The sequence below is a fragment of the Hyphomonas sediminis genome, from assembly GCF_019679475.1.
Lineage (GTDB): Bacteria > Pseudomonadota > Alphaproteobacteria > Caulobacterales > Hyphomonadaceae > Hyphomonas > Hyphomonas sediminis.
In genome coordinates this window covers 2,383,206-2,407,745 of the sequence record NZ_JAIEZP010000001.1, presented here as the reverse complement: position 1 = coordinate 2,407,745, position 24,540 = coordinate 2,383,206, and the positions used below count along the sequence as shown (strand labels likewise).

The following is a 24,540-nucleotide window of genomic DNA, read 5'->3' as shown; positions in this document are numbered from 1 at the left end:
CAATGCGCTCGCAGAAAACAACAAAGGGCGGAAAATGCTGGATATTCAGCTGCATGAGGGTTTGCGGAACGCAGATAAGCGGGACTGGAAACAGCTTGGCGCGATTACTGGCGAAGCCTTTTCGGAAGATCCGGTAAACCTTTGGATATTTGGAGAACGCAAAGCTCTCGCGCCAACATTCTCCACCTTGGCAAAGTACCTCTACCTACCACACGGCATTTGCCATCTGGCCGGCGATGAGGGCGCCGCGATGTGGGCACTGAATTCTAAGCGGAAAGAACTTGGTGCTTTGCCGACCCTGGCGCTGGTATGGATCCTATTGCAGAAAGGCTCCAATAGCGCAGCGCGCAGAGCCATTGCCGCCGGTGAAGCCATGGCTCGCGAGCATCCTGCGGGCGAACACCTTTACCTATTCACGATCGGAACGCGCGCAGCGGCGCGCGGCAAAGGCGTTGGAAAGCGCCTGATCACACCATCCCTCGCCGCCGCTGATCGCGCTTGCCTGCCCTGCTATCTGGAGAACTCCAATCCGGCGAATACTGGCTTCTATATGAGCCATGGTTTCGAGCGGATGAAGCTGTTCGAACCGGGGCCCGGCGCGCCGCCGCTTGAGGCGATGTGGCGCGAGCCCCGGTCGAGTTACAACTATCCGCGCGACAGCGAGTAATTCGGCGCTTCGCGCGTCATCATCACATCGTGGACGTGGCTTTCTTGAAGGCCCGCACCCGTGATCTGAACAAACTCAGCTTTCACATGCAGTTCGTGCATGTCTTTGGCGCCAACATAACCCATGGCCGCACGCAGGCCGCCGACCATCTGGTGAATGATCGCCCCGACTGGGCCTTTGAAGGGCACCTGCCCTTCGATTCCCTCGGGCACGAGCTTTTCTGCAGCCGCGTCTTTCTGGAAGTAACGATCCGCCGAACCGCGCGCCATAGCGCCGAGGCTGCCCATGCCGCGATAGGCTTTGTAGCTGCGCCCCTGATACAGAAACACTTCGCCCGGAGCCTCTTCTGTGCCGGCAAACATAGAACCCATCATCGCGGTGGAGGCTCCGGCCGCAAGCGCCTTGGCGAAGTCGCCTGAGAATTTGATGCCGCCATCTGCGATAACCGGAACGCCAGACACCTGGGCCGCCGTAGCGCATTGCTCAATGGCCGTGAGCTGAGGAACGCCCACGCCGGCAACGATCCTTGTGGTGCAAATTGATCCGGGGCCGATGCCGACTTTGACAGCGTCTGCGCCAGCATCGATCAGCGCCTTGGTGGCTTCGCTTGTCGCGACGTTTCCGGCGATGATCTGAACAGAGTTCGAGATCTTCTTGGCGCGGGTGACGGCCTCTGCAACAGACTTGGAGTGGCCGTGAGCTGTGTCGATCACCACCGCATCAGCGCCAGCCTCGATCAGTGCCAGGGTGCGCTCAAACCCGGCATCGCCAACCGTCGAAGCGGCGGCAACGCGGAGACGGCCAGCGCCATCTTTGGCTGCGTTTGGGTGGACGGCGGCTTTGTCCATATCCTTGACAGTAAGCAAGCCGATGCAGCGGCCGGCTTCGTCAACCATCACAAGACGCTCGATCCTGTGCTTGTGCAGCAAGCGGCGCGCTTCCTCGGGCGCCATGTCCATCCGCGCAGTCACAACATCGCGCGTCATAAGATTGGCGATCTTCTCGTTGAGATCGTCAGCAAAGCGCGTGTCGCGGTTCGTCACGATGCCGACCACCGTGCCCTTGGTCTCAACGACCGGGATACCGGAGAAGCCGGTGCGTCGCTTCAATTCGCGAAGGTCGCCCAGGGTGGCTTCGGGGCTGATCGTGACGGGGTTCATCACCACGCCGCTTTCGTATTTCTTGACCATGGCGACTTCGCCGGCCTGCTGCTCGATCGACAGGTTGCGGTGGATGACGCCGATGCCGCCAGCTTGCGCCATCGCGATCGCCAAGCGCGCCTCGGTCACTGTGTCCATCGCTGCGGACAGAAGCGGAATGTTCAATGGAATGGATTTGGTCAACAGCGTCGAAACGTTGACATCTGCCGGTAACACCTCACTTGCGCCGGGCTGAAGAAGCACGTCGTCGAAGGTAATGGCTTGTCGGATTTTCATGTGGGGAGCTCCCTTTTTGGCCTCCTAAGGGAGTCGCGAAGCCTTGTGAAGCCCCCTCGAGCTGCCGCCGCGCTACTGGCCAGGAAAACGAGAGAAAGTGGGCACACCGTCAGGCATCAGGTGAAACGCGTGAGCATCCGCAGTCTGCATGACGACCTGTGGACCACCAAACGCCGCCGCATCGTCCAGACTTCCGACCTTTATGATGACTGCAGTTGGCAATGCCGGCGCTCGTGTGACAAGCGGCGTTCCACAATCAGAACAGAATTCCCGCGTATTCGCCATGGGAAGGTCTGCGCGGGCAAAGGGCTTTGGCGCGCCTTTGGTGTAACTGAAGCTGTCTGCGGGCACCGCTATGAAGTCGTTGCCTTCCCCACCGGTGAAATATTGGCATTCGCGGCAAAAGCAGCGCGCCTTCATTATCGGTTCGCCTGTCGCTTCATAACGAACGTTCCCGCAGTAACAACCGCCCGTAATTTTCATGGCATCCTCCAGTTTTGGAGGATGCTAACGCCGGAAGCCCTTGGCGACCACATAGATTTCGGGGCTGCTGGCGCGGCTGGCGGATGGTTTTATGTGTTTCACAGACCTGAAGTGCTGCTTCAGTAAAACCAGAAGCTCTTTGGTGGTGCCGCCCTGGAAGACTTTGGCACAGAAAGAGCCTCCTTCGGCGAGATGCTCGATCGCAAATGCCACGGCCATTTCAACCAGCGCTACAGTTCTGAGGTGGTCAGTCTGTTTATGCCCCGTCGTGTTCGCGGCCATGTCGGACAAAATAAGGTCTGGCTGGCCGGAAAGACCGGACATCATGCGCGCTACGTCTTCGGGGTTGTTGACATCACCCTCGATAATGTGGGCCCCTTCGATGGGGTCTAGTGGCAGAAGGTCAATGCCCGCCACTTCCGACGCGCCTTTCTGGAGCGCAACCTGGATCCAGCCACCCGGCGCACATCCAAGGTCGATAACCCGTTGGCCTTTTCTGAGGATGGCGGCAGCTTCATCGATCTCGAGAAGCTTGAAAGCGGCTCGCGAGCGGTAACCATCTTCCTTTGCCTTGCGGACATAAGGGTCTTGCAACTGGCGCTCGATCCAGCGTTTGGAGCTTTCGGTCCTCGCGTTTCGAGCGATGACCTTGCGCTCGCTCATCCGGCGACCAGAATCTTTCCGGTCTGCACCAGGGCCTTTCCAGCGCCGTTTGTCTTCGTCACTCATTCGGCGCCTCCTGAATACGCGGCTTGTTATTGTTTCGGCCTTTTCTGCGGCGCGAGCGGCTGCGTGGTTGGCCATACATCATTGATAGCAACAGCCCTTCCCTCAAGCCCCTGTCGGCTACCCGCAGGCGCGTGCCTTCGAATGCTTCCCAGACTGCCAGTGTGATGGCGCAACCCGCCAGCATGAGTGGCGCGCGTTCCTCCCCAATCGTCGGCAGCTTGGCCCTGCCTTCGACACCAAGGTCCCGAAGAAGATTTATCGTCGAACAGCCTTCCTGTTGGCTCATCCAGGCGCCATCCACCCTATCGCGGCGGTACCGGTCAAGCTTCAGGTGCACGCCGGCCAGGCACGTGACTGTGCCGGATGTGCCGATGAGATAACCTTCATCGGCCTGCAGACGCTTCTGAACTTCCGCGAGAGCCGGCCAGGCCGCCACGATGGCGCGAGCCTTTTCCAGCATCAGGGGCCAGGCGGTGACTTCGTCCTGATCAGAGAAGGCATCGCTCATGGTAACGACTCCCATCTTCAGGCTGGTCCAGTCGATTATGGGCGCGCGGTCGAGAATGCCTTTGAGGCCTCTGTGACGGGCCGTCTCTGCATCCATCAGGGACAATTCCGTCGAGCCGCCGCCAATATCGACAACCAGCACGGATTTGGCGGGCGAGACCAGCAGATCATGGCAGCCGATGGTCGCCAACCGCGCCTCTTCCTTTGCGCCTATAACCTTGAAAGTCAGACCTGTTTCCGTGTGAACACGGTGGATGAACTCAGCGCCATTCTCAGCCTTCCGGCAGGCCTCCGTCGCTATGCATCGCACACGCCCAACGCCGTGGTGGCGCAGCTTGCGGCGGATTGCCTGCAGCGCGTCGATGGCCCGATCGATAGCGGCGTCAGATAGCCGGCCGGTATCGTGGAGCCCTTCCCCCAATCTTGCAATTTGAGAATGAGAATCGACCACGCGGAACGTCTGCCCGCGCGGCTCTGCCACCAGGAGGCGGCAATTGTTTGTGCCCAGGTCGACCGCTGCGTACAGCGGACGCCCAGTTGAAGAGCGGGCCTGCGCACGTTTGGGAGGCCCACCCCGATCTTTTTTGTCAGCCATAGTGTGGCCCGAAAGGAAAACTTGGGGCAATGTCTACCACAGGAGCTGAAAATGACCAGTAGACGCGGCCGCACCGCTTGGCTGAGCAAGATCTTCCGGAAACGGGGGAAACAAGCCGATCTTGGTCCGCTGTTGCTGACGGACATGGTCGACAGCCACTATTACTACAATTCGATTTCCCGACATGTGGCCAAGTTCCAGATTGGGCAGGTGGTTCGCCATAAGTTGTTCCCGTTCCGCGGGGTGATCTTCGACGTAGACCCACAATTCGCAAACACGGAAGAATGGTACGAATCCATTCCCGAAGAAGTGCGACCGAGCAAGGACCAGCCGTTCTACCATCTGTTCGCGGAGAACGACCGGACGCACTATATTGCCTATGTTTCCGAGCAGAACCTCATTCCGGACGATTCAGAAGTGCCGTTGAGCCATCCCGACATTTCGGAGTGGTTCACGATGACCGGACAAGGCACCTACGAACTGAAAAAGCAGGCGACCAACTAAAATTCACTATAAATTCAAATTAATCGCCGGATTTGCTCCGGGCGATGGTTGCTGTCGTGGAATGTCCAGGCACGAGCGGGACGACCAAAATGCTCCCCCCGCGCGCTTCTACAACATCTGCGCCAATGATTGTGTCCCGCGTATAGTCCCCACCTTTGACGAGGACGTCGGGCTTCAGGGCGGTGATGACTTCGAGCGGGGTATCTGCCTCGAAAATGGTGACGCCATCGACGGCGGCCAGCGCAGCGATGACATCGGCCCTGGCCTGTTCGCTGTTGATGGGGCGCTCCGGGCCTTTGAGGCGCTTTACTGAGCTATCCGAGTTCAAACCGACGATCAGCCGATCGCAATTGGCGCGCGCCTGCTCAATGACGCGGACATGGCCGGGATGAAGAATGTCGAAGCAGCCATTGGTGAAGCCGACCCGGAGGCCCGCGGCGCGCCAGCGCTCGACCTGTCCGATCATGGCGTCCAGCGGCAGGACGCCGGCTTTGCCAACGGGGCCGGTGTCGGCGAGGACAGCCTTGAGCTCTTCTGCTGAAACTGTTGCAGTTCCGGCCTTTCCGACCGCAATGCCGGAGGCCGCGATGGCGAGGCTGACGGCATCTGCGAGCGTGCCGCCCCCGGCGATGGCTGTGGCGAGGGCGGCGAGGCTGGTGTCGCCGGCACCGGAAACATCGAACACCTCACGGGCCCGGCCGGCCTCGTGGTGAATGGTTTTGTCAGCGGCGATGAAGGACATGCCACGGGCGGCGCGGGTCACCACGATTGCCTGTGCTGGCAACAGGTCTGAGGCTTTGCGGAGGGACCATTCGGCCTCCTCGTCGGTGCCGACGGAGGCTCCGGTTGCGGCGGCCAGTTCGGAAGCGTTGGGCTTGAGGACATCAACGGCGCCGTAGCGGGTGAAGTCCCTGCCCTTGGGGTCAGCGATGACGGGGATGCCGGCCTTGGCCGCGATCTGCAGGATTGCCTGCAGGAGGCCGTCTGTCAGGAGGCCTTTGGCATAGTCGGAAATGAGGATGACGGCGGCGCCGGCGGCTTCTTCGGCGATGATCGCCGCGAGCTCTTTCTCGGCGGCTTCTGAGATCGGCGCGACCCTTTCGGTGTCCACCCTCAGGAGCTGATGCCCCCCGGCGACGAAGCGGCTTTTCAGTGTCGTTGGACGATCATTCAGTGTCAAAATGCGTACTTTTGAGGACTCATCGGCCCCAAACAGGGACAAAAGCTGCCTTCCTGCATCATCGTCACCGCACGCACCGATCAGGACCGGCTGCAAACCGAGAGACGAGAGGTTGCGCACGACGTTTGCGGCGCCGCCCGGCATGGCGGACTCGCGGGTGTGGCGAAGGACGGGTACGGGCGCTTCAGGAGAGATGCGATCTACCGATCCATAGATGAACCGGTCGAGCATCACGTCGCCGATGCAGAGGACGCGCTTGCCGGCGGCGTGCTCAATCAGTGCCGAGAGCCTGGATGTCATGATGTTGAAGGTCTCCCGCTGAACCGCAGCTGTGCCTGACACCGCGTATAGCGGGGACGCCGGACATGCAAAAGCGCAAGACACTGCACGAGTGATCCAATCGCTCCACCGAGGCGTAAGATGCTATTATTCAGATACTTACTCAACCTGGTGGGTCCATGTCCTCTTCCGCCCCCGCAATCGTCTGGTTCCGAGAAGATCTGCGACTGGCCGACAACCCGGCGCTGAACTGGGCGACGGAAACCGGGCGCCCTCTGATCTGCCTCTACATTCGGGAAACTGGCGAAACAGCGCCGCGAACACCGGGCGGCGCGAGCGACTGGTGGCTGGAAAAGAGCCTCGCAGCACTCGCCGGGGCGCTCGAAAGGATTGGCGGTAAGCTAGTGCTCCGCTCCGGCGCGGCGCTTGATGTTCTCACCGGCCTTGTCGCGGAAACAGGCGCAGAGGCAGTCGGCTGGAACCGGCGCTATGGCCTGAGCGACAGGGAGACGGACGCTGCGGTCAAGAAGGCCCTCAAAGACAAGGGCATCAATTGCCAGAGTTTCAATGGGCGCCTCCTGGTGGAGCCGTGGGAGCTAAAGACCGGGAGCGGCGGCTGGTACAAGGTATTTACGCCGTTCTGGAAAGCGCTGCAGGCAAACTATCGCGCACCCCCTGCCCTCAAGGCGCCGAAGAGGATTGCCACCGCGCGAGCTGACGGGGACCAGCTAAAAGACTGGAAGCTGCATCCGGTGAAGCCGGACTGGTCCGGCGGGATGGCCGAGGCCTGGGTTCCGGGAGAGGCAGGCGCGATGGCGCGGCTTGCCGATTTTCTGGATGGGCCAGTGAGCCACTACGCTGCCACGCGCAACCGGCCAGACCTGCCTGATGGCACATCCAGGCTTTCGCCGCATCTTCGCTTTGGTGAGATCGGCCCGGCGCAGGTGTGGCGGGCGGTGAAGGCGCGGATCGAGGCGGAAAGCGCGGACGAGGAGTCTGCACGCGTGTTCCTCTCCGAGATCGCCTGGCGGGAATTTTCCTATACCCTGCTCTACTACAATCCCGCCCTCGCCACCGCAAACTACAACGCCAATTTCGACCGCATGAAATGGCGCAGCGACAAGGCGGCGTTCGATACCTGGTGCCACGGCCAGACGGGCTACCCCATCGTTGACGCGGGCATGCGCGAGCTGTGGCATACCGGATGGATGCATAACCGTGTGCGGATGATCTGCGCATCCTTCCTGACCAAGCATTTGCTGTTGCCCTGGCAGTGGGGCGAGAAATGGTTTTGGGACACCCTGGTGGACGCCGACCCGGCGTCCAATCCTGCAAGCTGGCAATGGACGGCGGGAAGCGGCGCCGATGCCGCGCCCTACTTCCGGGTGTTCAATCCGATCACGCAGGGCCAAAAGTTTGACGAGAGCGGCGCCTATGTGCGCCGCTGGTGCCGTGAACTTTCGCGTCTGCCGGACAAATACCTGCATGCGCCGTTCGAGGCTGACCGGCAGATATTAGCAAGATCGAAAGTCGAGCTCGGAAACACCTATCCGGAACCCATGGTGGACCATCCGGTTGGCCGACAGCGCGCACTCGATGCTTATAGCGCCCTGAAAGAGGACAAGACCTCCGCATGAAGAAGATCGCGATCATCGGCGCTGGCATTTCCGGTCTCGGCGCAGCCTGGGCCCTGAAAGACCATGCGCATGTTACGGTTTTCGAACAGGGCGATCGCCCCGGCGGCCATGCCTGCACGCACACCTTTGACTATGACGGCCATAAAACATCTGTCGATCTTGGCTTCATCGTTTATAACGGGCTGAACTATCCGAACCTTATTGCTTTCTTTGACGAGCTGGGCGTTGAAACGCAGGCGTCGGACATGAGTTTTGCCGTGTCCGACCCCAGCGGATGGGAGTGGGCCTCCACCCTACCCGGCCTGTTTTCCCAGAAGCGCAATCTTCTGAACCCGGACTTTCACCGTTTCTGGCGGACGATCCTGAAGTTCAACGACAAGGCACGCGCAGAGCTGACGAGCGGCGCCATCCAGTCGGCGACGCTTGGCGGCTGGTTGGACCGACATGGTTTCGATGAAACGTTCCGCCAGAACTATATCCTGCCGATGGGCGCGGCGATCTGGTCGACACCTGAGCGGGACATGCTGAACTATCCGGCGCAGAGCTTTTTCCAGTTCTTCGACAATCACCGCCTGATGCACAAAGAGCGCCCGAAATGGCGTACGGTGACCGGTGGCAGCCAGAGCTATGTAACGAAAGTTGCCGCCGCACTGGGAAACCGCCTCCGCACTGGCGTTGGCGTCAGCCGGATGCAGCCCTTCGGGAGCAAGGTTTCCCTCACTTTGTCCACCGGCCAGAATGAAGTATTCGATGACGTGATCCTGGCGGCGCATTCCGATCAGGCGTTGGCGCTGACGGAAGACAGTTTTCAGGATCAGGCATTCCTGCTGCGATCTGTTCGCTATCGGCCCAATTCGATCTGGCTGCACCGAGATCCTGCCCTGATGCCGAAACGGCGGAGCGCCTGGGCAAGTTGGAACGTGCTGAAACAGGAAGGTGAAGATGTTTGCCTGACCTATTGGATGAACCGGCTGCAGGGGCTCGATCCTGACCGGCCCTTGTTCATCACGCTGAACCCGGCCTGCCCTCCCCGGCCGGAACTAACCTTCCATCACTATGTTTTCGATCATCCGCAGTTTGACGCTGCAGCTGAAGCCGCGGTGCGGGCCCTGAAGCGTATTCAGGGCAAGGACAATATCTGGTTTGCTGGCGCCTGGATGGGGCGCGGTTTTCATGAGGACGGGCTGAAATCGGGGCTCGCGGCCGGGCTGGCGCTGGGCGGACAGGTTTCCTGGAACACCGAGGGCGTGGAGACTTATACTCCCCGCAAAGCGGCTGTGGAGAGCCACTCCGTCGAGGTGGTGGCGTGACCCGGCCAGCGCTCCAGTTGTGGAAAGGCAAAACCGTGCATCAACGGTTTGCGCCCTTCCTGCGCCGGTTTGATTACAAGATTGCGCTGATTGATCTCGACATTGACCGACTGGACGAAGCCGACAAACTCGGATGGGCGTTTGGCGTCGACAGAAGCGCGCTTTACTGCTTTCACCGGAAGGATCACGGGCCACGCAAAGCGGGCGCAGACCTGCGCACATGGGCAGCGGAAATGCTTGGTGGCGCTGGTGTTGACGTATCAGGCGGAACCATCCGCCTCGTAACATTTCCAAAGCACATGTTTTTCAAGTTTGCGCCGCTTTCGGTCTGGTTTGGATACAACCCCAGTGGCCAACTCTCCGGCGTGATCTATGAGGTGAACAATACGTTTGGTGAGCACCATTGCTATGTTGCGCCGATAAACGCGGAACGCGCAGTACACGAGGCGGACAAGTCATTTCACGTTTCGCCGTTTATGGACGTTTCCGGGAAGTATCGCTTTGCCCTGCAAACACCCGGAGACACGCTGCACCTGACCGTCGAAAACCGCGAAAACGGCGAACGCATCCACCTCGCGACAATCGCCGCGCGCCGGCAGCCATCTACAAAGGCCGCATTCGCCAAATTGGCATTGATGCAACCATTTGCCTCGATCGGTGTTATAATTGGAATCCACTGGGAGGCGCTGAGGGTCTGGATGCGCGGCGCAGGCTATCGCCGCAAGCCATCCCCACCCACAACATCAGCGACCGTTGCCCAGCCGATCATCGAGAAGGCTCCCGCAAGGACTGGAGAATTCGTATGAACCAAGTGATTGTCGCAAGCCCGAACACGATCCGGACACTGAGCGGGGTGCCTGCGTCGTTCCGGATTGCGGCGCTTATGCTCCTGAAGACAGAGCGCGGGGAACTGACTTTCCTTTTGCCTGACGGGCGCGAGCTTGTGTTTCGCAACAAGGAAGCTGGCCCGAAGGCGATGGTCGAAGTGCACGACTACGGCTTCATCAGGAAGGCTATGGCGGGCGGCGATGTCGGGTTTGCCGACGCTTATATCGAAGGCATGTGGTCGACCCCGGACCTGACGGAAGTGTTGCGGTTTTTCTCTGCTAACTTTGAGGCTGCCGGGCAGTTGGCGCGTGGTGGCTGGATCGTCCGCTCCATGAATATGCTGCGGCATATGTTTGCGCGCCGCAATTCCCGCGAGGGCGCGAAGAAAAACATCATCGCGCATTACGATCTGGGGAACGCCTTCTATGAGAAGTGGCTGGACCCGAGCATGACCTACTCCTCAGCCCTGTTCGAGAGCCCCAACCAGTCGCTCCAGCAGGGGCAAATGAACAAGTATGGCGGCATTTGTGACCGTATCCAGGCTGGGCCTTCGAGCCATATCCTGGAGATCGGATGCGGATGGGGCGGGTTTGCCGAATATGCCGCAAAGCATCGCGGATCGAAGGTGACCTGCCTGACGATCTCTCCTTCGCAGCGGGATTTTGCGCTGGCACGGATGCAACGCGAAGGGTTGAGCGAGCGCGTCGATATTCGCCTCGAAGATTACCGCGACCATCAGGGACAGTATGACGGCGTCGCGTCGATCGAGATGTTTGAAGCAGTCGGCGAGGCTTACTGGCCGAGCTATTTCGACAAGGTGTTCTCGTCCCTCAAGGCTGGCGGGCGCGCGGCGCTGCAGATCATCACCATCGATGACGCACTGTTTGACCGGTATCGTCAGCGTGTGGACTTTATCCAGCAGCATATCTTTCCAGGCGGCATGCTGATCAGTGAGGAAGCGCTGAAGGGACAGTTCAGCAAAGCGGGCCTACGCCATGATGGCGTCTCGTATTTCGGGCAGGACTATGCGCGCACCTGCCGCGAATGGGCGCGGGCATTCAACGGCCGCTGGGACGAGATCCGCGAACTGGGCTTTGATGAGCCGTTCCGGCGACTTTGGAACTTCTATCTGAGCTATTGCGAAGCAGGCTTCAGCGATGGCCGGATCAATGTCGGCCAGTTCCAGGTGACGCGGCCCGCCTGATCCTTATCAGACCAGACGGGACTGCTTCACGGCCGCAGCGATAAAGCTCGCAAATAGTGGATGCGGCTCGAACGGACGGGACTTCAGTTCCGGGTGGAACTGCACGCCGATAAACCACGGATGGTCCTTCAGTTCGACGATCTCCGGCAGGCGGCCATCCGGCGACATGCCGGAGAAGATCATGCCAGCTTTTTCGAGACGGTCGATATAACTGGCGTTGACTTCGTAGCGATGGCGGTGGCGCTCAGAGATATCGAGACCGCCATAGACTTCGGAGACGAGGCTGCCCTCCTTCAGGCGCGCCGGGTAAGCGCCGAGGCGCATGGTGCCGCCGAGATCGGTGGAGGCATCACGGGTGACTTTTTCGTTGCCCTTGGTCCACTCCCCCATCAGGCCGACGACCGGTTCGCTGGTCGGGCCGAACTCGGAGGTGGAGGCGTCCTTGATGCCGGCGAGGTTGCGGGCAGCTTCAACGACGGAAAGCTGCATGCCGTAGCAGATGCCGAAGCAAGGCAGCTTCTGTTCACGGGCATAGCGGGCCGCACGCATTTTGCCATGGGCGCCGCGCTCACCGAAACCGCCGGGGAGCAGAATGCCGTCAACGCCGTCCAGCTCCTCAAGAGAGGTATTGGGATCGTCGAACTTTTCCGAATCGACAAAGCGGATGTCGACTTTGACCTTGTTGGCCAGGCCGCCGTGAACGAGCGCTTCAGAGACGGATTTGTAGGCGTCCGGCACGTCGGTGTATTTGCCGATCAGCGCAATGCTGACATAGCCGTCCGGATTGTGGATCGTGTGGGCGATGCTTTGCCAGGAGGTCAGATCCGGCTGGGGCGCGTCGGCGATGCCGAAATGGGAGAGGACTTCGGAGTCGAGTCCCTCTGCATGATAAGCCATCGGGACATCGTAGATGTGGCCGACATCGCGCGCTTCGATGACACTCGTCGGGCGAACGTTACAGAAGCTGGCAATCTTGCCCTTCTCGTTGACCGGGATGGGCCGATCACAGCGGCACAGAAGGATTTGCGGCTGGATGCCGATCGAGCGGAGTTCCTTGACAGAGTGCTGGGTCGGCTTGGTTTTCATTTCGCCGGCCGCCGGGATGTAGGGCAGCAGCGTCAGGTGGATGAAGCAGGCGCGCTGGGGGCCGAGTTCCTGGCCCAGCTGGCGGATCGCTTCAAAGAACGGTAGGCCTTCGATATCGCCAACCGTGCCGCCGATTTCGCAGAGGACAAAGTCCACGCCCTCGCCCGGATCGGAGAGAACGAACTCCTTGATGTCGTTGGTGACGTGCGGAATGACCTGGATGGTCGCGCCGAGATAGTCCCCCCGGCGCTCCTTCTCGATGATGCGCTGGTAGATGCGCCCGGTGGTGATGTTGTCCGACTGGCGGGCCGAGACGCCGGTGAAGCGTTCATAGTGGCCAAGGTCCAGATCGGTTTCTGCGCCGTCGTCGGTGACATAGACCTCGCCATGCTGGCGGGGGCTCATCGTGCCGGGGTCAACGTTCAGGTAAGGATCAAGCTTGCGCAGCCGCACGCCATAGCCGCGTGACTGGAGCAATGCGCCGAGAGCGGCGGAGGCGATGCCTTTTCCGAGCGAGGACACCACGCCGCCAGTGATGAAAATGTAGCGGATCATGGGGTTATACTCATGAAATGATTCGCGCTTTCCGCGCGACCTCAACCAGCCTTCAAAACAAAATTACTGGGGATTAGCCGGATCTGCTTCCGTTTCCGTAGCTGGAGCCGCATCTACCGAGGATTCCGGTGCAGTTGCTTCAGGCTCCGGCGCGGGCGCAATGCCGACATTATCCGAACCAGCCGCTTCATTACCCAGCAGCGGCGCAGTCGGATCGAACAGATCGACCGGGCCTTCCTGCGGCGCAAGCGCCGGGCTTTGTTCATCTAGAATCCGCTCAATGCCGCTGCGATTGTCGGCACCGCGGTTTGCGATGGCAGTCAGGACGAGGCTGGTCACGAAGAAAATACCGCCAAAAATCATGGTGGTACGCACAAGCGCGCCTGCAGCACCGCGGCCGGACATCAGCGAATTACCGCCGCCGCCGCCGATGCCAAGGCCGCCGCCTTCAGACTTCTGGACCAGCACCAGACCGATCATCGCCAGACAGGCGAGAATATGGATAACAAGAATGACGTTCTGCATGGGCGCGACCAGCTTTCCTGAATTTCAAGGCGCCCGCATAACCCCTATCATGCGGTTCGCCAAGTCAGCGGTTCCATACAAGTTATTGGGCCGCCTGCCGGTAGATGGCGAGAAAGTCTGCCGCCTTCAAGCTGGCGCCACCGATCAGGCCGCCATTTACCTCAGCAACTCCCAGAATTTCTGCAGCGTTTCCGGGATTCATGCTGCCTCCATAAAGAATGCGCACGCCCTTCCCAGCTTCTCCGAAGCGATCGGTCAGAAGGTTTCGGATCAGGCCGTGAACCTCAGCAATCTGGTCCGTATTCGCAACGCGGCCCGTGCCGATAGCCCAAACTGGCTCATACGCGATCACAATGGTGCTCGCTTCAGCATCCTGAGGAATCGATCCTGCCATCTGACTGGAGATAATTTTCAACACCTCTCCGGCATCGCGCTCGGCCAATGTTTCACCAACGCAGATAATCGGAGTCAGTCCCGCGCGAAGCGCAGCGGACGCCTGCGCAGCGACAACAGAATCTGTCTCGGCGTGATCTGCGCGGCGCTCCGAATGGCCAACGATGACGAAGCTGGCGCCAGCATCTTTCAGCATTTCTGCAGAAATATCGCCGGTGTGTGCGCCTTTTTCCTTCGAATGGCAGGTTTCACCGCCAATTTTAAGCCCGGAGCCGACTACAGAAGCCGCAGCGGCCTGAATCAATGTCGCTGGCAGGCAAAGAAGGACTTCCGGTCCCAAATCGGAAGCAGGCACAGCGGCGCCTACCTGTTCGATTTCCGCCAGATTGGCTCTCAGGCCATTCATTTTCCAGTTTCCAGCGATCAGCGTGCGTGGCATGCGGCCTTCCCTCTCTTGCAAGTCATAGATCGGTCGCCTAGCAAGCTCTGAGCCACCGGGCAAACCCCAGAAATAGAGAAACGCTGCATGCTCGCATTTATGAAGAAGCTGACCCGTTCCCCCCTCGGGAAGCTGGTTTTCATCATCATTATCGTCGGGATGGCGTTTTGGGGCGTTGACGCCGTCGTCAATCAGATCCGCAGCGGGCTTGGCGCCAACGTAGTGGCAGCCGGGAATCGCGGTGTCGATCCAGCGGACCTGGACTTCCGCGTAGAAAGCGTGCTGCGCAACATCAACGCGACTGCTGAAAAGCCTATGAGCAAGTCAGAGGCACTTGAAGAAGGCCTGATTGACCAAATCATCGAGGTGGAAAAAGCCCGCGTGACACGCCTGGGCTATGGCGAGAGCATCGGAATTTCCCCCTCACCGGAAGCTGTGGTCGAGGAAATGAATACGATTCAGGCCTTCCAGAACCCGCTGACAGGCGAACTGGACCCGGCCATGTTCCGCGACCGCATATCTCAGCTGGGTATGACGCCGGCACAATTCGAGCGTCAGCTGCAGGATGACATTCTCATTCGAGCGCTTGGCACAGGCGGCACAGTTGCCGTGTACGGCCCCAAAGTCCTAGCCGATATTCAGGCGCAGTATCTGGGGGAAACGCGCGAGGTGGCCTGGTTCTTCTTCGACACTTCAAAGCTGCCCGCGCCAGCAACCCCGACCGATGCCGAGGTGAAAGCTTATTATGACGAGCACCTGGAGCGTCTGAAGCAACCCGAGCGCCGGGCGATTGATATTCTGCGTGTGTCGACCGACGACTTCACCGGCAAGGTGGAAGTAACCGATCAGGAGATCGCCACAGTTTACGAAGCGACAAAATCCGAGCGTTTTTCGGCGCCGGACCAGCGCACCTACGCTGAACTTCTGTTCCCGACGCGAGATGCGGCCCGGACAGCTTTTGGCCTTCTGGCGGGCGGCGCCGACCCCAATAGCGTCACCGGAGCCAACTCCATCAATATGCGCACCGCGCGCGCTGAAGATATTGCGGACGAAGCCCTGCGCGACGCCATGTTTGGCCCCGGCAAGCAGAGCGGCGCGATGTTCGGCCCACGCGAAGTGAATAGTCAATGGATGGTCACTCGCCTCATCTCAGTCCAACCGGGCGCTGTGAAGCCGCTGGAAGAGGTCTCCGAAGAGATCCGCATGAGCCTTGCCCGTGAGCGTGGTCAGATGCTGTTCGCCACGGCCCTTGAGGCCATGGATGAAGCGCTCGCCGCCGGCCATGATATCAACCAGATTGCCGCCGATATCGGCGTGCCGGTGATTAGCCTTGCTCCAATCGATCAGGCTGGCACAATGGAACATGGCGCCCGCACGACACTGCTTGCTGACGTGCCGGAAGCCCTGCCCCAGGCGTTCCGCCTGCCCGAGAACGAAATCAGCAGCCGGTTTGATGTGTCCGGGGCTGTCATCCTCATCTCGCCGCGCAAGATTGTTCCGCCGACCACTCCGGAATTCGACACGATCAAGAACGTTGTGCGCGAGCTTGTCGTCGCTGAGCGCAAAGCGACGGCCACTCAAGCCGCCGTCGCTGAGCTGACCCAGAGACTGCAGAGCCGCGAGGTTTCGTTTGAAGCGGCTGCAGCGAATGCGGGCGCCGAGGTCGACCGGCTGCCGGAACCCGTGTCGCGCTCCAACGCTCAGGCTATGGGTGTGCCCGCTCCGCTTATGCAGGCGACGTTCAACAATCCGGCCGGAAGCATCGTTAGCCTGCCGACAGGGGATGGTTCGATGTTTGCCATCCTCAAGGTCGTCAGCGTTAATCCGCCTACCCCCGATACAGTGGCCGGCATGGGCGTTGCTGCGACAGCGGACATCACCAACGCGCTGACATCAGACCTTGGCGAAGCGCTGGATGACGAAATTCGCCGCGCGGTGAAAGTGCGCGAAAACCCGGCCGCAATTGCTGCTTACAAGCGCTCGATCACGGCAGCACAATGACGGCCCGCCTAATCGTCAGGCGGCGCATCGGCGATATTGAAACGCCGGTTGGCGCCATGATGAAGCTCGGCTCTGATGACCCGGGCACATTCCTGTTTGAGTCGATTGCCGGCGGCGAACGTCTAGGGAGATACTCCTTTATCGGTCTGAAGCCGGAGACCTGGTTTCGTATCCACAATGGCATTGCGGAAACCAGCAAAAGCGCTGACTTCTCCGATGCGCAGATTATGCCACAGGCGCCGGTCGACGCATTGCGGGTGTTCACCCAATCTGCCCAGGCTGAAACAAGCGAGGCCCTGCCCCCCATGGCGTCGGGCGCATTCGGCTATGTTGGGTACGACATGATCCAATATGTCGAACCCGTCAGCATTACCAAGCCTGACCAGCTGGATGTGCCGGAAGCTTTGCTTGTCATCCCGCGCGTCATGGTGATCTTCGATCACATCTATCAAGAACTGCTGCTGATTGGCCGTGTGAATGGCGCTGATGAAGCCGAAATCAATGCCCTACTGGATCACGTTGAAGCGCAACTTGAAAGTTTGCCCTCCCTTCCGCCCAAGGATGGTGTGGCACAGGCGGTCGATCTGATATCGGACACATCGAAGGAGCGATATTTCGAGATCGTTGAAGCGTGTCGCGATTACATCAAGGCAGGCGATATCTTTCAGGTGGTGCCCAGTCAGCGGTTTTCGGCGCCTTTCCGGCAGAAGTCGATCAGCCTCTACCGGGCGCTTCGGCGCCTGAACCCGTCGGCTTTCATGTTCCATATTAATCTGGGCACCGTCCGGCTGGTTGGCTCGAGCCCGGAAATTCTGGTGCGCCTTCGTGAGGGCCGGGTTGCAATCCGCCCGATCGCTGGAACACGACCACGTAGCGGCATCCCCGCAGAAGATGCGCGCCGCGCCGAGGAGTTGCTGAACGATCCAAAGGAACGCGCGGAACACCTGATGCTGCTGGACCTTGGCAGGAACGATGTTGGCCGGGTTGCCGAATTCGGGTCAGTGGAAGTGACCGAGCAATTCATCGTCGAACGCTACAGTCACGTGATGCATATTGTCAGCCATGTAGAAGGCAATTTGCGCCCGGGCCTCGACGCGGTTGACGCCTTGCTGGCCGGGTTCCCCGCAGGGACGGTTTCGGGCGCGCCGAAGATCCGCGCCATGCAGATCATCGATGAGATGGAAACGCATCGGCGCGGCATCTATGGCGGCGCGGTGGGCTATTTTGGGTGGAACGGTGACCTCGACACCTGTATCGCGTTGCGTACGGCGGTGCTGAAAGACGGCGTGTTGCATATTCAGGCGGGCGGCGGCGTCGTTCTCGATTCCGATGCGCAGTATGAATACGATGAAACGGTCCACAAATCAGGCGCGCTACGACGCGCAGCGGAGCTGGCTGCAGCCTACGAGCACGACCAATGATCCTCGTCATCGACAACTATGACAGCTTCACCTGGAACCTGGTCCACTATCTGGAAGAACTGGGTGCGCGGACGCATGTCGTGCGGAATGACCAGCTGACGGTTGAGGAAGCGCTTGGCCTGGCGCCGGATGGTGTTCTTCTTTCGCCGGGTCCTTGCACACCAAATGAAGCGGGCATCTGCCTAGACCTTTTGAAGGCGGCGCCGGCGAGATTGCCCATCCTGGGCGTTTGCCTGGGGCACCAGGCGATTGGGCAGGCATTTGGCGGCGCAGTGATCCGTGCACGGGAAATCCGTCACGGTAAGATTTCCGAGATCCGTAACAATCAGACGGGTCTGTTTGAGGGGCTGCCGGAAACATACCAGGTGGTTCGCTACCACTCGCTCGCGATCCGCACCGACGACCTCCCCGATGCATTGATCGCCGACGCCCATACCGACGATGGAGAGATCATGGCCGTGCACCATAAGGACCGACCGATCTTTGGCGTTCAGTTCCACCCTGAAAGCATCCTGACTGAACATGGCCATGCCCTGCTCAAGAATTTTCTCTCAAGGATCAAGCAGTGACTGGGGGCGCGCTGAACGAAGCGATCAAAGCGATCGCACGCGGGCTGCCGCTCGATGGCCCCATTCTCGAAGGCGCATTCGATACTTTGCTGTCCGGCGAAGCGTCACCCGAAGAAGTTGGAGCGTTTCTGGCGGGCCTGACAGTTCGCGGTGAGACCGCGAATGAGTTGACCGCTGGCGCACGCATCATGCGGCAGCATGCACGTCAGGTCAGCGTTGACGGCCCTCTTCTGGACACCTGCGGGACCGGCGGGCTCCCCTGGAAGTCGCTGAACACATCTACGGCGAGCGCAATAGTGATTGCCGCGTCCGGTGGACGGGTAGCGAAGCATGGTAACCGCTCGGTCCCGCCCAAGACAGGCTCGGCAGATGTGCTGGAAGCGCTCGGGCTGCGATTGGAGCTGAGCGATACGGCGTTCCGCGCTTGCCTCGACACCGCTGGCGTCGGCTTCCTTTTTGCCCGCAGCTATCACTCGGCTATGCGCCATGTAGCGCCGATCCGGAACAAGCTTGGTATCCGGACCATTTTCAACCTGCTCGGCCCTCTCTCCAATCCTGCTGGCGCAGAATACTCCGTTCTCGGCGTGTATGACCGGCAATGGGTAAGCCCCATGGCTGAAGCCTTGAAAGCGCTGGGCACAAAGCGGGCGTGGGTCGTTCATGGTGTGGACGGGATTGATGAGATTTCCATCTCCGGCGCTACGCTGGTTTGCGAAGTTACACCGGACACGGTTCGCCATTTCGAGCTTATTCCAGACGATGCTGGGCTTCCAACCCACCCTCTCTCCCGCCTTGAGGGGGGCGCGCCGGAAGATAACGCCGCAGCTATTCGAGATCTTCTGGATGGCCGAGAAGGCCCCTTCCGGGACATTGTTTTGATGAATGCCGCAGCAGGCCTGCTCGTGAGCGGACTGGTGGAAGACCTGCCTGCAGGTGTAACGAAAGCTTCAGCGGCAATTGATAGCGGAGCCGCGCGGGAAACACTCAACACGCTTGTCCGCACCTCGCGGGAGATCGACTAGATGGCCACGGCCCTTGATCGCATCATTGACTACAAACGGGATGAAGTTCGCGTCCTGAAGCTGGCGCGCAGTCTAGGGGAGCTGGAAGCGGCGGCGGCGGCGGCGTCTCCTGTGCGCGGGTTTGGAAAAGCGTTGGAGGCCGTCGCCAGCGCTGGCCACAATGCCCTGATTTGCGAGATCAAACGCAAGAGCCCATCGGCGGGCGACATTCTCCCAGGCGCAGACCCGGTTGCGATCGCGCAGGACTATGAACGCGGCGGCGCGGCCTGTCTCTCGGTACTGACGGATACGCCCAGCTTCGGCGGAACGCTTGAAGATTTCGCCGCCATCCGCGCGGCCGTCAGCATGCCATTGCTGCGCAAGGACTTCATGATCGACCCCGTGCAAATCATCGAATCCCGGGCACATGGAGCAGACTGCATCCTCGTGATTATGTCGGCGGTGGATGATGTGCTTGCAGCAGAACTCCACGACACGGCTATCCGTCTTGGCATGGACGTTTTGATCGAGACCCATGATGAAGTGGAGATGGAGCGTGCATTGCGCCTTTCTTCTCCCCTCATCGGCGTGAACAACCGCGACCTCAAACGCATGGTCACGGACCTGACGACGACGGAAAGGCTGGCCACGATGCTTCCCGAAGGGCGCGTCCTCGTTTCGGAAAGCGGCATTGCGGATCCAGAAAGCATCGTCCGCCTGCGAAATGTCGGCGCACGGCGGTTCCTGATTGGCGAATGGCTGATGAAACAGGGCGCCTCCCGCGCAGAGCAAGTGACGCGTCTAAAACTCGCCTGTTGAGATTGACCCGAACCGGGAACGCTTGTAGAACAAAAGCGAACATAGATTCGCATCGGGAACCGCTCCATGCTCACAACCAAGCAGAAAGAGCTGCTGCTCTTCATCAATGATCGCATCAAGGAAACGGGTGTGTCGCCCTCTTTTGATGAAATGAAAGAAGCGCTTGATCTCGCCTCCAAGTCAGGGATCCACAGGCTGATCACTGCGCTGGAAGAGCGCGGCTTCATTCGGCGACTAGCCAACCGGGCGCGGGCGCTCGAAGTCCTGAAACTTCCGGACTCCGCTGTGCCTCAAACCAGCGCGCGTCAACGTCGAGACTTCCGACCAGCACTGGTTTCCTCGAACGGCATAGAGACCCCGCGCGTACCGGGCATGATTCCGCTCGTCGGCCGGATTGCGGCAGGGTCACCCATCTCGGCCATCCAGCAGGACAACGGACAGGTCGCCAGCCCTGGCGGCTTGCCGGATGGAGACGACTTCTTTGCACTCGAAGTGCAAGGCGATTCCATGATCCAGGCAGGTATCCTCAACGGGGACACGGTCATCCTGAAGCGAACCAATACCGCGCAAACCGGGGACATTGTGGTCGCGCTGATAGACGGTGAAGAAGCGACCTTAAAGCGACTGCGCCGCAAGGGCGCGTCTGTCGCTCTGGAAGCGGCGAATCCGGCCTTTGAGACCCGTATTTTTGGCCCGGACCGGGTGGAGGTCCAGGGGAGACTTGTTGCCCTCATTCGCCGCTATGAATAATTTCTGAAAAATATGCAGCGGCGCCTTTCGGCCCGGACTGAGCGTTGGAACTGCACCGGCGCCATGGACGTTCGGTGCAGTTTTGCATTCGGGATAGTCTCAGTTCGCCATTCTGGATATAGATGCTGACGCTGCCCAGAGCTTCAATTTCACTCCAGTCCAGTTCCATTTCCGGCTGCGTCGAGCTGCGCCCAAGGGCGATATGCAAGCCTACGAACTTGGCATCCGTTTGGCCGGGCATTCCAGATATACGGATTGTTCTTCCGTCCAGAGAGGAATAGTCGCACACTGGCGCGCCACAAACCGGCGCATCTTCCGCCTCACTGAAACGCAGAGGCGCTAGCCCCTCCCCTTTCGTCAGCTCGATCCGTGAGACGTATCCGCTGTCATCAGCAATGAATACATCCCCGGACGCTGACCAATGAAGCAAAATGCGCGGAGCGTCGATCCACAGGAGGACCGCGGGCAGCATGAGCGCCAGACCGCCAAGAATGCGCATCCAGCCAGAAAAGATCATTATGGCCGCCAGTGACAGCGACAGGCAGAGCAATGCGGATGACGGCATTGGCACGGGCATACGCACCACGCCAGGGGAAAGATCGTTGAAGAAATGCGTCATCGACAAGACCAGTTCCAGGGACTGGCCAAATAGATGGAGACCGATATCGGCGTGTCCGAAGATGGCAAGGATAACCGCCAAGGCGGCGGCCGGTGCCGCGACGAAGGTTACGACTGGCATGATCGCGAAGTTGGCAAACAAGCCCACCGGCGAGAGGCGGTCGAAATGGTAGAACGAAAATGGCGCGGTAGCTGCATCGGATACTACTGATGTAACGATGATCGACGCCCAGGCGAACGCCATAGGGCCGAGGACACGCTCTTTCGTAGACCTATGATTGCGCCACACTTCGTACGCCGCGATTAAGGCGCCGGTAGCGGCGAAAGACATCTGGAAACCCGGCGTCAGAACGCTTTCAGGCTGAACCAAAACGATAACGATGAACGCGACGGCGAAGGTGCGCAGACTGATTGCTGCCCTGTCAAATACCACCGCAAGGAAAACAATTGCCGCCATTATGAAGGCCCGCTGCGTAGAGACCGTTGCGCCGGACGCAATCAGATAGGCGGCGCAGACCGTCAGCGCGACAACCGCCGCAATCTTTTGCACCGGAACCCGAAGCGCCAGAGGCTCGATGAGGACAAGCAGCCGTCGAACCATGAAGAATGTCAGTCCGCCAACGATCGACAGATGCAGTCCCGAAATTGCCAGAAGATGGGCGAGGCCTGTGTTCCGCATGGCTTCCTGATCTTCCTGAGAAAGAAAGCTGCGATCGCCGGCGATCAAAGCGGCTGCCAAGCCGCCGGCGCGCTCGCCGGCCGCATCGTTGATATACACAGCCGCGTTTCTGCGCTTTGCGGCAATCCAAAGTTCGGCGCGCTCGGAAAAGGAATGCGGCGCCCCAAGAGCGCCGCCACGGCATCTTCCCTGGACGTATCCAACCGCGCCAAGTTGTTGGAAATATGCCTGCCGCCTGAAATCATAATCCCCGGAGATGGTTGGCGATGGCGGGGGGCGGAGCACGACCCAACATCGCACGAAGCGACCTGACGACACTTCAATCCGCGCGCGATGGGTGACCCTTACTGTTTTGGGCAGCGCGTCATGCGGAAAACCCGCAATGGAATGGACATTGATCTTTAGCCTTGGACCCTTTTGGCCGGACTCGATGTTCGCCACCCACCCCTCAAGCATAACAGGTCGGGTTTCGCGCTCGATAATGGGGGCATCGACGAGCCTGGCCCTGAGCGCGCCCGCCGAATAGCCGAGCACCACGCCGAAAAGGGCGATCACCGAAGCATAAACAGTGTTGGAGCTGTGAAAGCGGCGAACGAGCACAATGAGGATTGCGCCGCCGGAAAACAGACCAATGGTTTCAGTCAGGGTCGGCTCAAATGGGACCGACAAATAGACCGCGGCCCCGCCACACATGGCGAACGCAAGCAGCAATGCGCGCGAATCCGGACCAACAATTGCGGTCGCATCTCGCGCGAGCTTTCGGAAGAAGCTGTCCCCCTCTTGCACTTCGCCCCGTCCTCGTGTTTGACCACCCCTGCTGCGGTCCCCGAGACCGCCAAAGGGAGTATGAGCGCTGATGTCTGTCGTTACTCGATTTGCCCCATCCCCAACGGGAATGCTGCATATTGGAGGCGCTCGGACCGCACTTTTCAACTATTTGTTTGCGCGCCGTAATGGCGGTCGCTTTCTCTTGAGAATTGAAGACACTGACCGGGAACGCTCAACGCAGGCGGCGACCGATGCTATCCTCGACGCTATGGCTTGGCTGGGGCTGACCCCTGACGAAGCGCCCGTCATGCAGTCGGCACAAGCCGGGCGCCATGCAGACGTCGCGCATGAGATGATTGCGCGCGGTACTGCGTTCAAATGCTACGTTACACCCGAAGAGCTGCAGGCGCGCCGCGAACTCGGTGAGGAAAAGCGCCAGGCGTCTAAGCAGGACGGCATTAGCGACACAGAGCGTCACGCCCTGTTGGCGGAGGCTTCAAGCCTTTTGGCGCCGTTCCGGTCGCCTTATCGTGACGGTGGGACGCCCCCGACACCTGATGCACCGTTCACCGTGCGCCTCCGCGCGCCGGAAAGCGGCTCCAGGACAGTCGACGACGGCGTTCAGGGGCAAGTAACGATCGATGCGTCCGAGATCGATGATCTCGTCATGCTGCGGGCTGACGGCACGCCCACCTATATGCTGGCCGTAGTGGTTGATGACCATGACATGGGCGTCACGCATGTGATCCGGGGCGACGACCACCTGCGCAATACTTTCCGCCAGGTGCCAATTTATGAAGCCATGGGCTGGGATGTGCCGCGCTTCTCGCATGTGCCGATGATCCATGGGAATGACGGCGCAAAGCTTTCCAAACGGCACGGAGCGCTTTCCACTACCGTTTATCGCGACATGGGATACCTTCCCGAGGGCCTCAAAGCATACCTGCTTCGTCTCGGCTGGAGCCACGGCGATCAGGAAATCTTCACCGATGAAGAAGCCATCCGGGTATTTGATGTCTCCGGCATCAACAAGGCCCCCGCCCGTCTCGACCTGGACAAGCTTGCCACCGTCAACGCGCACTTTATTCGCCTCGCTGACAATGATCGCCTGTTTGACCTGCTTTACCCCTTCCTGACGACAGATGGGGCGATAGGAGATGAAGAAGCGCGTCGAATCCGGACAGCGTTGCCGCACATGAAAGATCGCGGCTCAACGCTGATAGAGTTGGCCAACGCATTCGACTTCTTGAGGGCTAAACGGCCGCTCGAATTGAATAAAAACGCGCGTAAGGCTTTGTCGGACGAAGGAAAATCGCGCCTGAAGGGACTCCAGGACGAGTTGCATCGAATGTCGCAGTGGTCAGACGCTAGCATTTCGGAAACGATAAAGTCATATTGCGCCGCAACAGGTCTATCTATGGGGCAGATAGGCCCGCCACTCAGAGCCGCACTTACCGGCGGACTTCCAGCTCCGGACCTCGCGCCGGTGATGGAATGGCTTGGCCGGGAAGAAACGCTCGCACGTATTGATGACCAACTCGCCGGCTGACAAGCAAG

Annotated in this window: 22 protein-coding genes; 13 read left to right on the top strand and 9 right to left on the bottom strand. The window is 59.8% G+C overall.

Annotated elements, in window-relative coordinates:
- The first annotated feature begins 34 nt into the window (after positions 1–34).
- On the top strand, positions 35–667 hold the full coding sequence (locus tag K1X12_RS11915) for a GNAT family N-acetyltransferase (RefSeq protein WP_220987796.1): 633 nt from the start codon (positions 35–37) through the stop codon (positions 665–667).
- On the opposite strand, the gene guaB is transcribed toward K1X12_RS11915, so the two are convergent.
- The 4 genes from guaB to K1X12_RS11895 all read right to left on the bottom strand — a co-directional run bounded on the left by guaB (position 646) and on the right by K1X12_RS11895 (position 4,417).
- Entirely contained in the window at positions 646–2,103 is a 1,458-nt protein-coding gene (guaB, locus tag K1X12_RS11910) for an IMP dehydrogenase (protein ID WP_220987795.1), read from the bottom strand. The genes K1X12_RS11915 and guaB overlap by 22 nt on opposite strands.
- 72 nt (positions 2,104–2,175) lie before the next feature.
- Positions 2,176–2,586 carry a GFA family protein gene (locus K1X12_RS11905; protein ID WP_220987794.1) on the bottom strand — a complete coding sequence of 137 codons (411 nt, stop codon included), beginning with the start codon at positions 2,584–2,586 and terminating at the stop codon, positions 2,176–2,178.
- A 24-nt stretch (positions 2,587–2,610) separates the two neighbouring features.
- On the bottom strand, positions 2,611–3,315 hold the full coding sequence (locus K1X12_RS11900) for an RlmE family RNA methyltransferase (RefSeq protein WP_220987793.1): 705 nt from the start codon (positions 3,313–3,315) through the stop codon (positions 2,611–2,613).
- On the bottom strand, positions 3,308–4,417 hold the full coding sequence (locus tag K1X12_RS11895) for a Ppx/GppA phosphatase family protein (RefSeq protein ID WP_220987792.1): 1,110 nt from the start codon (positions 4,415–4,417) through the stop codon (positions 3,308–3,310). The genes K1X12_RS11900 and K1X12_RS11895 overlap by 8 nt, the downstream gene beginning before the upstream one ends.
- Positions 4,418–4,561: 144 nt before the next feature.
- Between K1X12_RS11895 and hspQ the strand changes: the two genes are divergently transcribed.
- Positions 4,562–4,921, top strand: a complete 360-nt coding sequence (gene hspQ, locus K1X12_RS11890) for a heat shock protein HspQ (RefSeq protein WP_369426167.1) — start codon at positions 4,562–4,564, stop codon at positions 4,919–4,921.
- A gap of 19 nt (positions 4,922–4,940) precedes the next feature.
- On the opposite strand, the gene rfaE2 is transcribed toward hspQ, so the two are convergent.
- A complete protein-coding gene (rfaE2, locus tag K1X12_RS11885) occupies positions 4,941–6,401 on the bottom strand; it encodes a D-glycero-beta-D-manno-heptose 1-phosphate adenylyltransferase (RefSeq protein WP_220987790.1) in 1,461 nt (486 codons plus the stop codon).
- Between the two features lie 158 nt (positions 6,402–6,559).
- Here rfaE2 and K1X12_RS11880 point away from each other — a divergent pair, with 158 nt between their 5' ends.
- Genes K1X12_RS11880 through K1X12_RS11865 form a run of 4 tightly spaced genes read left to right on the top strand, consistent with a single transcriptional unit; the run spans position 6,560 to position 11,359 of the window.
- The gene (locus tag K1X12_RS11880; RefSeq protein ID WP_220987789.1) at positions 6,560–8,017 is read left to right on the top strand and encodes a cryptochrome/photolyase family protein; all 1,458 of its coding nucleotides are present in this window, start codon (positions 6,560–6,562) and stop codon (positions 8,015–8,017) included.
- Positions 8,014–9,327 (top strand): NAD(P)/FAD-dependent oxidoreductase, encoded by a 1,314-nt coding sequence (locus K1X12_RS11875; RefSeq protein ID WP_220987788.1) that lies wholly within the window; start codon positions 8,014–8,016, stop codon positions 9,325–9,327. The genes K1X12_RS11880 and K1X12_RS11875 overlap by 4 nt, the downstream gene beginning before the upstream one ends.
- Entirely contained in the window at positions 9,324–10,133 is an 810-nt protein-coding gene (locus K1X12_RS11870) for a DUF1365 domain-containing protein (RefSeq protein WP_220987787.1), read from the top strand. Before K1X12_RS11875 ends, K1X12_RS11870 begins: the two co-directional genes overlap by 4 nt.
- On the top strand, positions 10,130–11,359 hold the full coding sequence (locus K1X12_RS11865) for an SAM-dependent methyltransferase (RefSeq protein WP_220987786.1): 1,230 nt from the start codon (positions 10,130–10,132) through the stop codon (positions 11,357–11,359). Before K1X12_RS11870 ends, K1X12_RS11865 begins: the two co-directional genes overlap by 4 nt.
- A 6-nt stretch (positions 11,360–11,365) precedes the next feature.
- Here K1X12_RS11865 and pyrG read toward each other — a convergent pair whose 3' ends face one another.
- The 3 genes from pyrG to tpiA all read right to left on the bottom strand — a co-directional run bounded on the left by pyrG (position 11,366) and on the right by tpiA (position 14,357).
- Positions 11,366–13,000 (bottom strand): CTP synthase, encoded by a 1,635-nt coding sequence (pyrG, locus tag K1X12_RS11860; RefSeq protein ID WP_220987785.1) that lies wholly within the window; start codon positions 12,998–13,000, stop codon positions 11,366–11,368.
- Between the two features lie 63 nt (positions 13,001–13,063).
- Positions 13,064–13,525 carry a preprotein translocase subunit SecG gene (gene secG / locus K1X12_RS11855; protein ID WP_220987784.1) on the bottom strand — a complete coding sequence of 154 codons (462 nt, stop codon included), beginning with the start codon at positions 13,523–13,525 and terminating at the stop codon, positions 13,064–13,066.
- 82 nt (positions 13,526–13,607) lie between these two features.
- A complete protein-coding gene (tpiA, locus tag K1X12_RS11850; RefSeq protein ID WP_220987783.1) occupies positions 13,608–14,357 on the bottom strand; it encodes a triose-phosphate isomerase in 750 nt (249 codons plus the stop codon).
- An 87-nt stretch (positions 14,358–14,444) separates the two neighbouring features.
- On the opposite strand from tpiA, the gene K1X12_RS11845 reads away from it, so the two are divergent.
- From K1X12_RS11845 to lexA, 6 genes are all read left to right on the top strand, one after another.
- Positions 14,445–16,358, top strand: a complete 1,914-nt coding sequence (locus tag K1X12_RS11845) for a peptidyl-prolyl cis-trans isomerase (protein ID WP_220987782.1) — start codon at positions 14,445–14,447, stop codon at positions 16,356–16,358.
- Entirely contained in the window at positions 16,355–17,779 is a 1,425-nt protein-coding gene (gene trpE / locus K1X12_RS11840; RefSeq protein WP_220987781.1) for an anthranilate synthase component I, read from the top strand. The genes K1X12_RS11845 and trpE overlap by 4 nt, the downstream gene beginning before the upstream one ends.
- Positions 17,776–18,348, top strand: a complete 573-nt coding sequence (locus tag K1X12_RS11835; RefSeq protein ID WP_220987780.1) for an anthranilate synthase component II — start codon at positions 17,776–17,778, stop codon at positions 18,346–18,348. The genes trpE and K1X12_RS11835 overlap by 4 nt, the downstream gene beginning before the upstream one ends.
- Positions 18,345–19,370 (top strand): anthranilate phosphoribosyltransferase, encoded by a 1,026-nt coding sequence (trpD, locus tag K1X12_RS11830; protein WP_220987779.1) that lies wholly within the window; start codon positions 18,345–18,347, stop codon positions 19,368–19,370. Before K1X12_RS11835 ends, trpD begins: the two co-directional genes overlap by 4 nt.
- The gene (gene trpC, locus K1X12_RS11825) at positions 19,371–20,168 is read left to right on the top strand and encodes an indole-3-glycerol phosphate synthase TrpC (protein ID WP_220987778.1); all 798 of its coding nucleotides are present in this window, start codon (positions 19,371–19,373) and stop codon (positions 20,166–20,168) included.
- A 66-nt stretch (positions 20,169–20,234) separates the two neighbouring features.
- Positions 20,235–20,918 carry a transcriptional repressor LexA gene (lexA, locus tag K1X12_RS11820; RefSeq protein WP_220987777.1) on the top strand — a complete coding sequence of 228 codons (684 nt, stop codon included), beginning with the start codon at positions 20,235–20,237 and terminating at the stop codon, positions 20,916–20,918.
- Here the strand turns inward: lexA and K1X12_RS11815 are convergent.
- Positions 20,899–22,926, bottom strand: a complete 2,028-nt coding sequence (locus K1X12_RS11815) for a ComEC/Rec2 family competence protein (protein WP_220987776.1) — start codon at positions 22,924–22,926, stop codon at positions 20,899–20,901. The genes lexA and K1X12_RS11815 overlap by 20 nt on opposite strands.
- 145 nt (positions 22,927–23,071) lie before the next feature.
- On the opposite strand from K1X12_RS11815, the gene gltX reads away from it, so the two are divergent.
- On the top strand, positions 23,072–24,532 hold the full coding sequence (gene gltX, locus K1X12_RS11810; protein WP_220987775.1) for a glutamate--tRNA ligase: 1,461 nt from the start codon (positions 23,072–23,074) through the stop codon (positions 24,530–24,532).
- The last annotated feature ends 8 nt before the right edge of the window (positions 24,533–24,540 follow it).

Bases quoted from the DNA above. Each gene is read 5' to 3' on its own strand.
- K1X12_RS11915 (WP_220987796.1), top strand. From the start codon at position 35: ATGCTGGATATTCAGCTGCATGAGGGTTTGCGGAACGCAGATAAGCGG.
- guaB (WP_220987795.1), bottom strand. From the start codon at position 2,103: ATGAAAATCCGACAAGCCATTACCTTCGACGACGTGCTTCTTCAGCCC.
- K1X12_RS11905 (WP_220987794.1), bottom strand. From the start codon at position 2,586: ATGAAAATTACGGGCGGTTGTTACTGCGGGAACGTTCGTTATGAAGCG.
- K1X12_RS11900 (WP_220987793.1), bottom strand. From the start codon at position 3,315: ATGAGTGACGAAGACAAACGGCGCTGGAAAGGCCCTGGTGCAGACCGG.
- K1X12_RS11895 (WP_220987792.1), bottom strand. From the start codon at position 4,417: ATGGCTGACAAAAAAGATCGGGGTGGGCCTCCCAAACGTGCGCAGGCC.
- hspQ (WP_369426167.1), top strand. From the start codon at position 4,562: ATGGTCGACAGCCACTATTACTACAATTCGATTTCCCGACATGTGGCC.
- rfaE2 (WP_220987790.1), bottom strand. From the start codon at position 6,401: ATGACATCCAGGCTCTCGGCACTGATTGAGCACGCCGCCGGCAAGCGC.
- K1X12_RS11880 (WP_220987789.1), top strand. From the start codon at position 6,560: ATGTCCTCTTCCGCCCCCGCAATCGTCTGGTTCCGAGAAGATCTGCGA.
- K1X12_RS11875 (WP_220987788.1), top strand. From the start codon at position 8,014: ATGAAGAAGATCGCGATCATCGGCGCTGGCATTTCCGGTCTCGGCGCA.
- K1X12_RS11865 (WP_220987786.1), top strand. From the start codon at position 10,130: ATGAACCAAGTGATTGTCGCAAGCCCGAACACGATCCGGACACTGAGC.
- pyrG (WP_220987785.1), bottom strand. From the start codon at position 13,000: ATGATCCGCTACATTTTCATCACTGGCGGCGTGGTGTCCTCGCTCGGA.
- secG (WP_220987784.1), bottom strand. From the start codon at position 13,525: ATGCAGAACGTCATTCTTGTTATCCATATTCTCGCCTGTCTGGCGATG.
- tpiA (WP_220987783.1), bottom strand. From the start codon at position 14,357: ATGCCACGCACGCTGATCGCTGGAAACTGGAAAATGAATGGCCTGAGA.
- K1X12_RS11845 (WP_220987782.1), top strand. From the start codon at position 14,445: ATGCTCGCATTTATGAAGAAGCTGACCCGTTCCCCCCTCGGGAAGCTG.
- trpE (WP_220987781.1), top strand. From the start codon at position 16,355: ATGACGGCCCGCCTAATCGTCAGGCGGCGCATCGGCGATATTGAAACG.
- K1X12_RS11835 (WP_220987780.1), top strand. From the start codon at position 17,776: ATGATCCTCGTCATCGACAACTATGACAGCTTCACCTGGAACCTGGTC.
- trpC (WP_220987778.1), top strand. From the start codon at position 19,371: ATGGCCACGGCCCTTGATCGCATCATTGACTACAAACGGGATGAAGTT.
- lexA (WP_220987777.1), top strand. From the start codon at position 20,235: ATGCTCACAACCAAGCAGAAAGAGCTGCTGCTCTTCATCAATGATCGC.
- gltX (WP_220987775.1), top strand. From the start codon at position 23,072: ATGTCTGTCGTTACTCGATTTGCCCCATCCCCAACGGGAATGCTGCAT.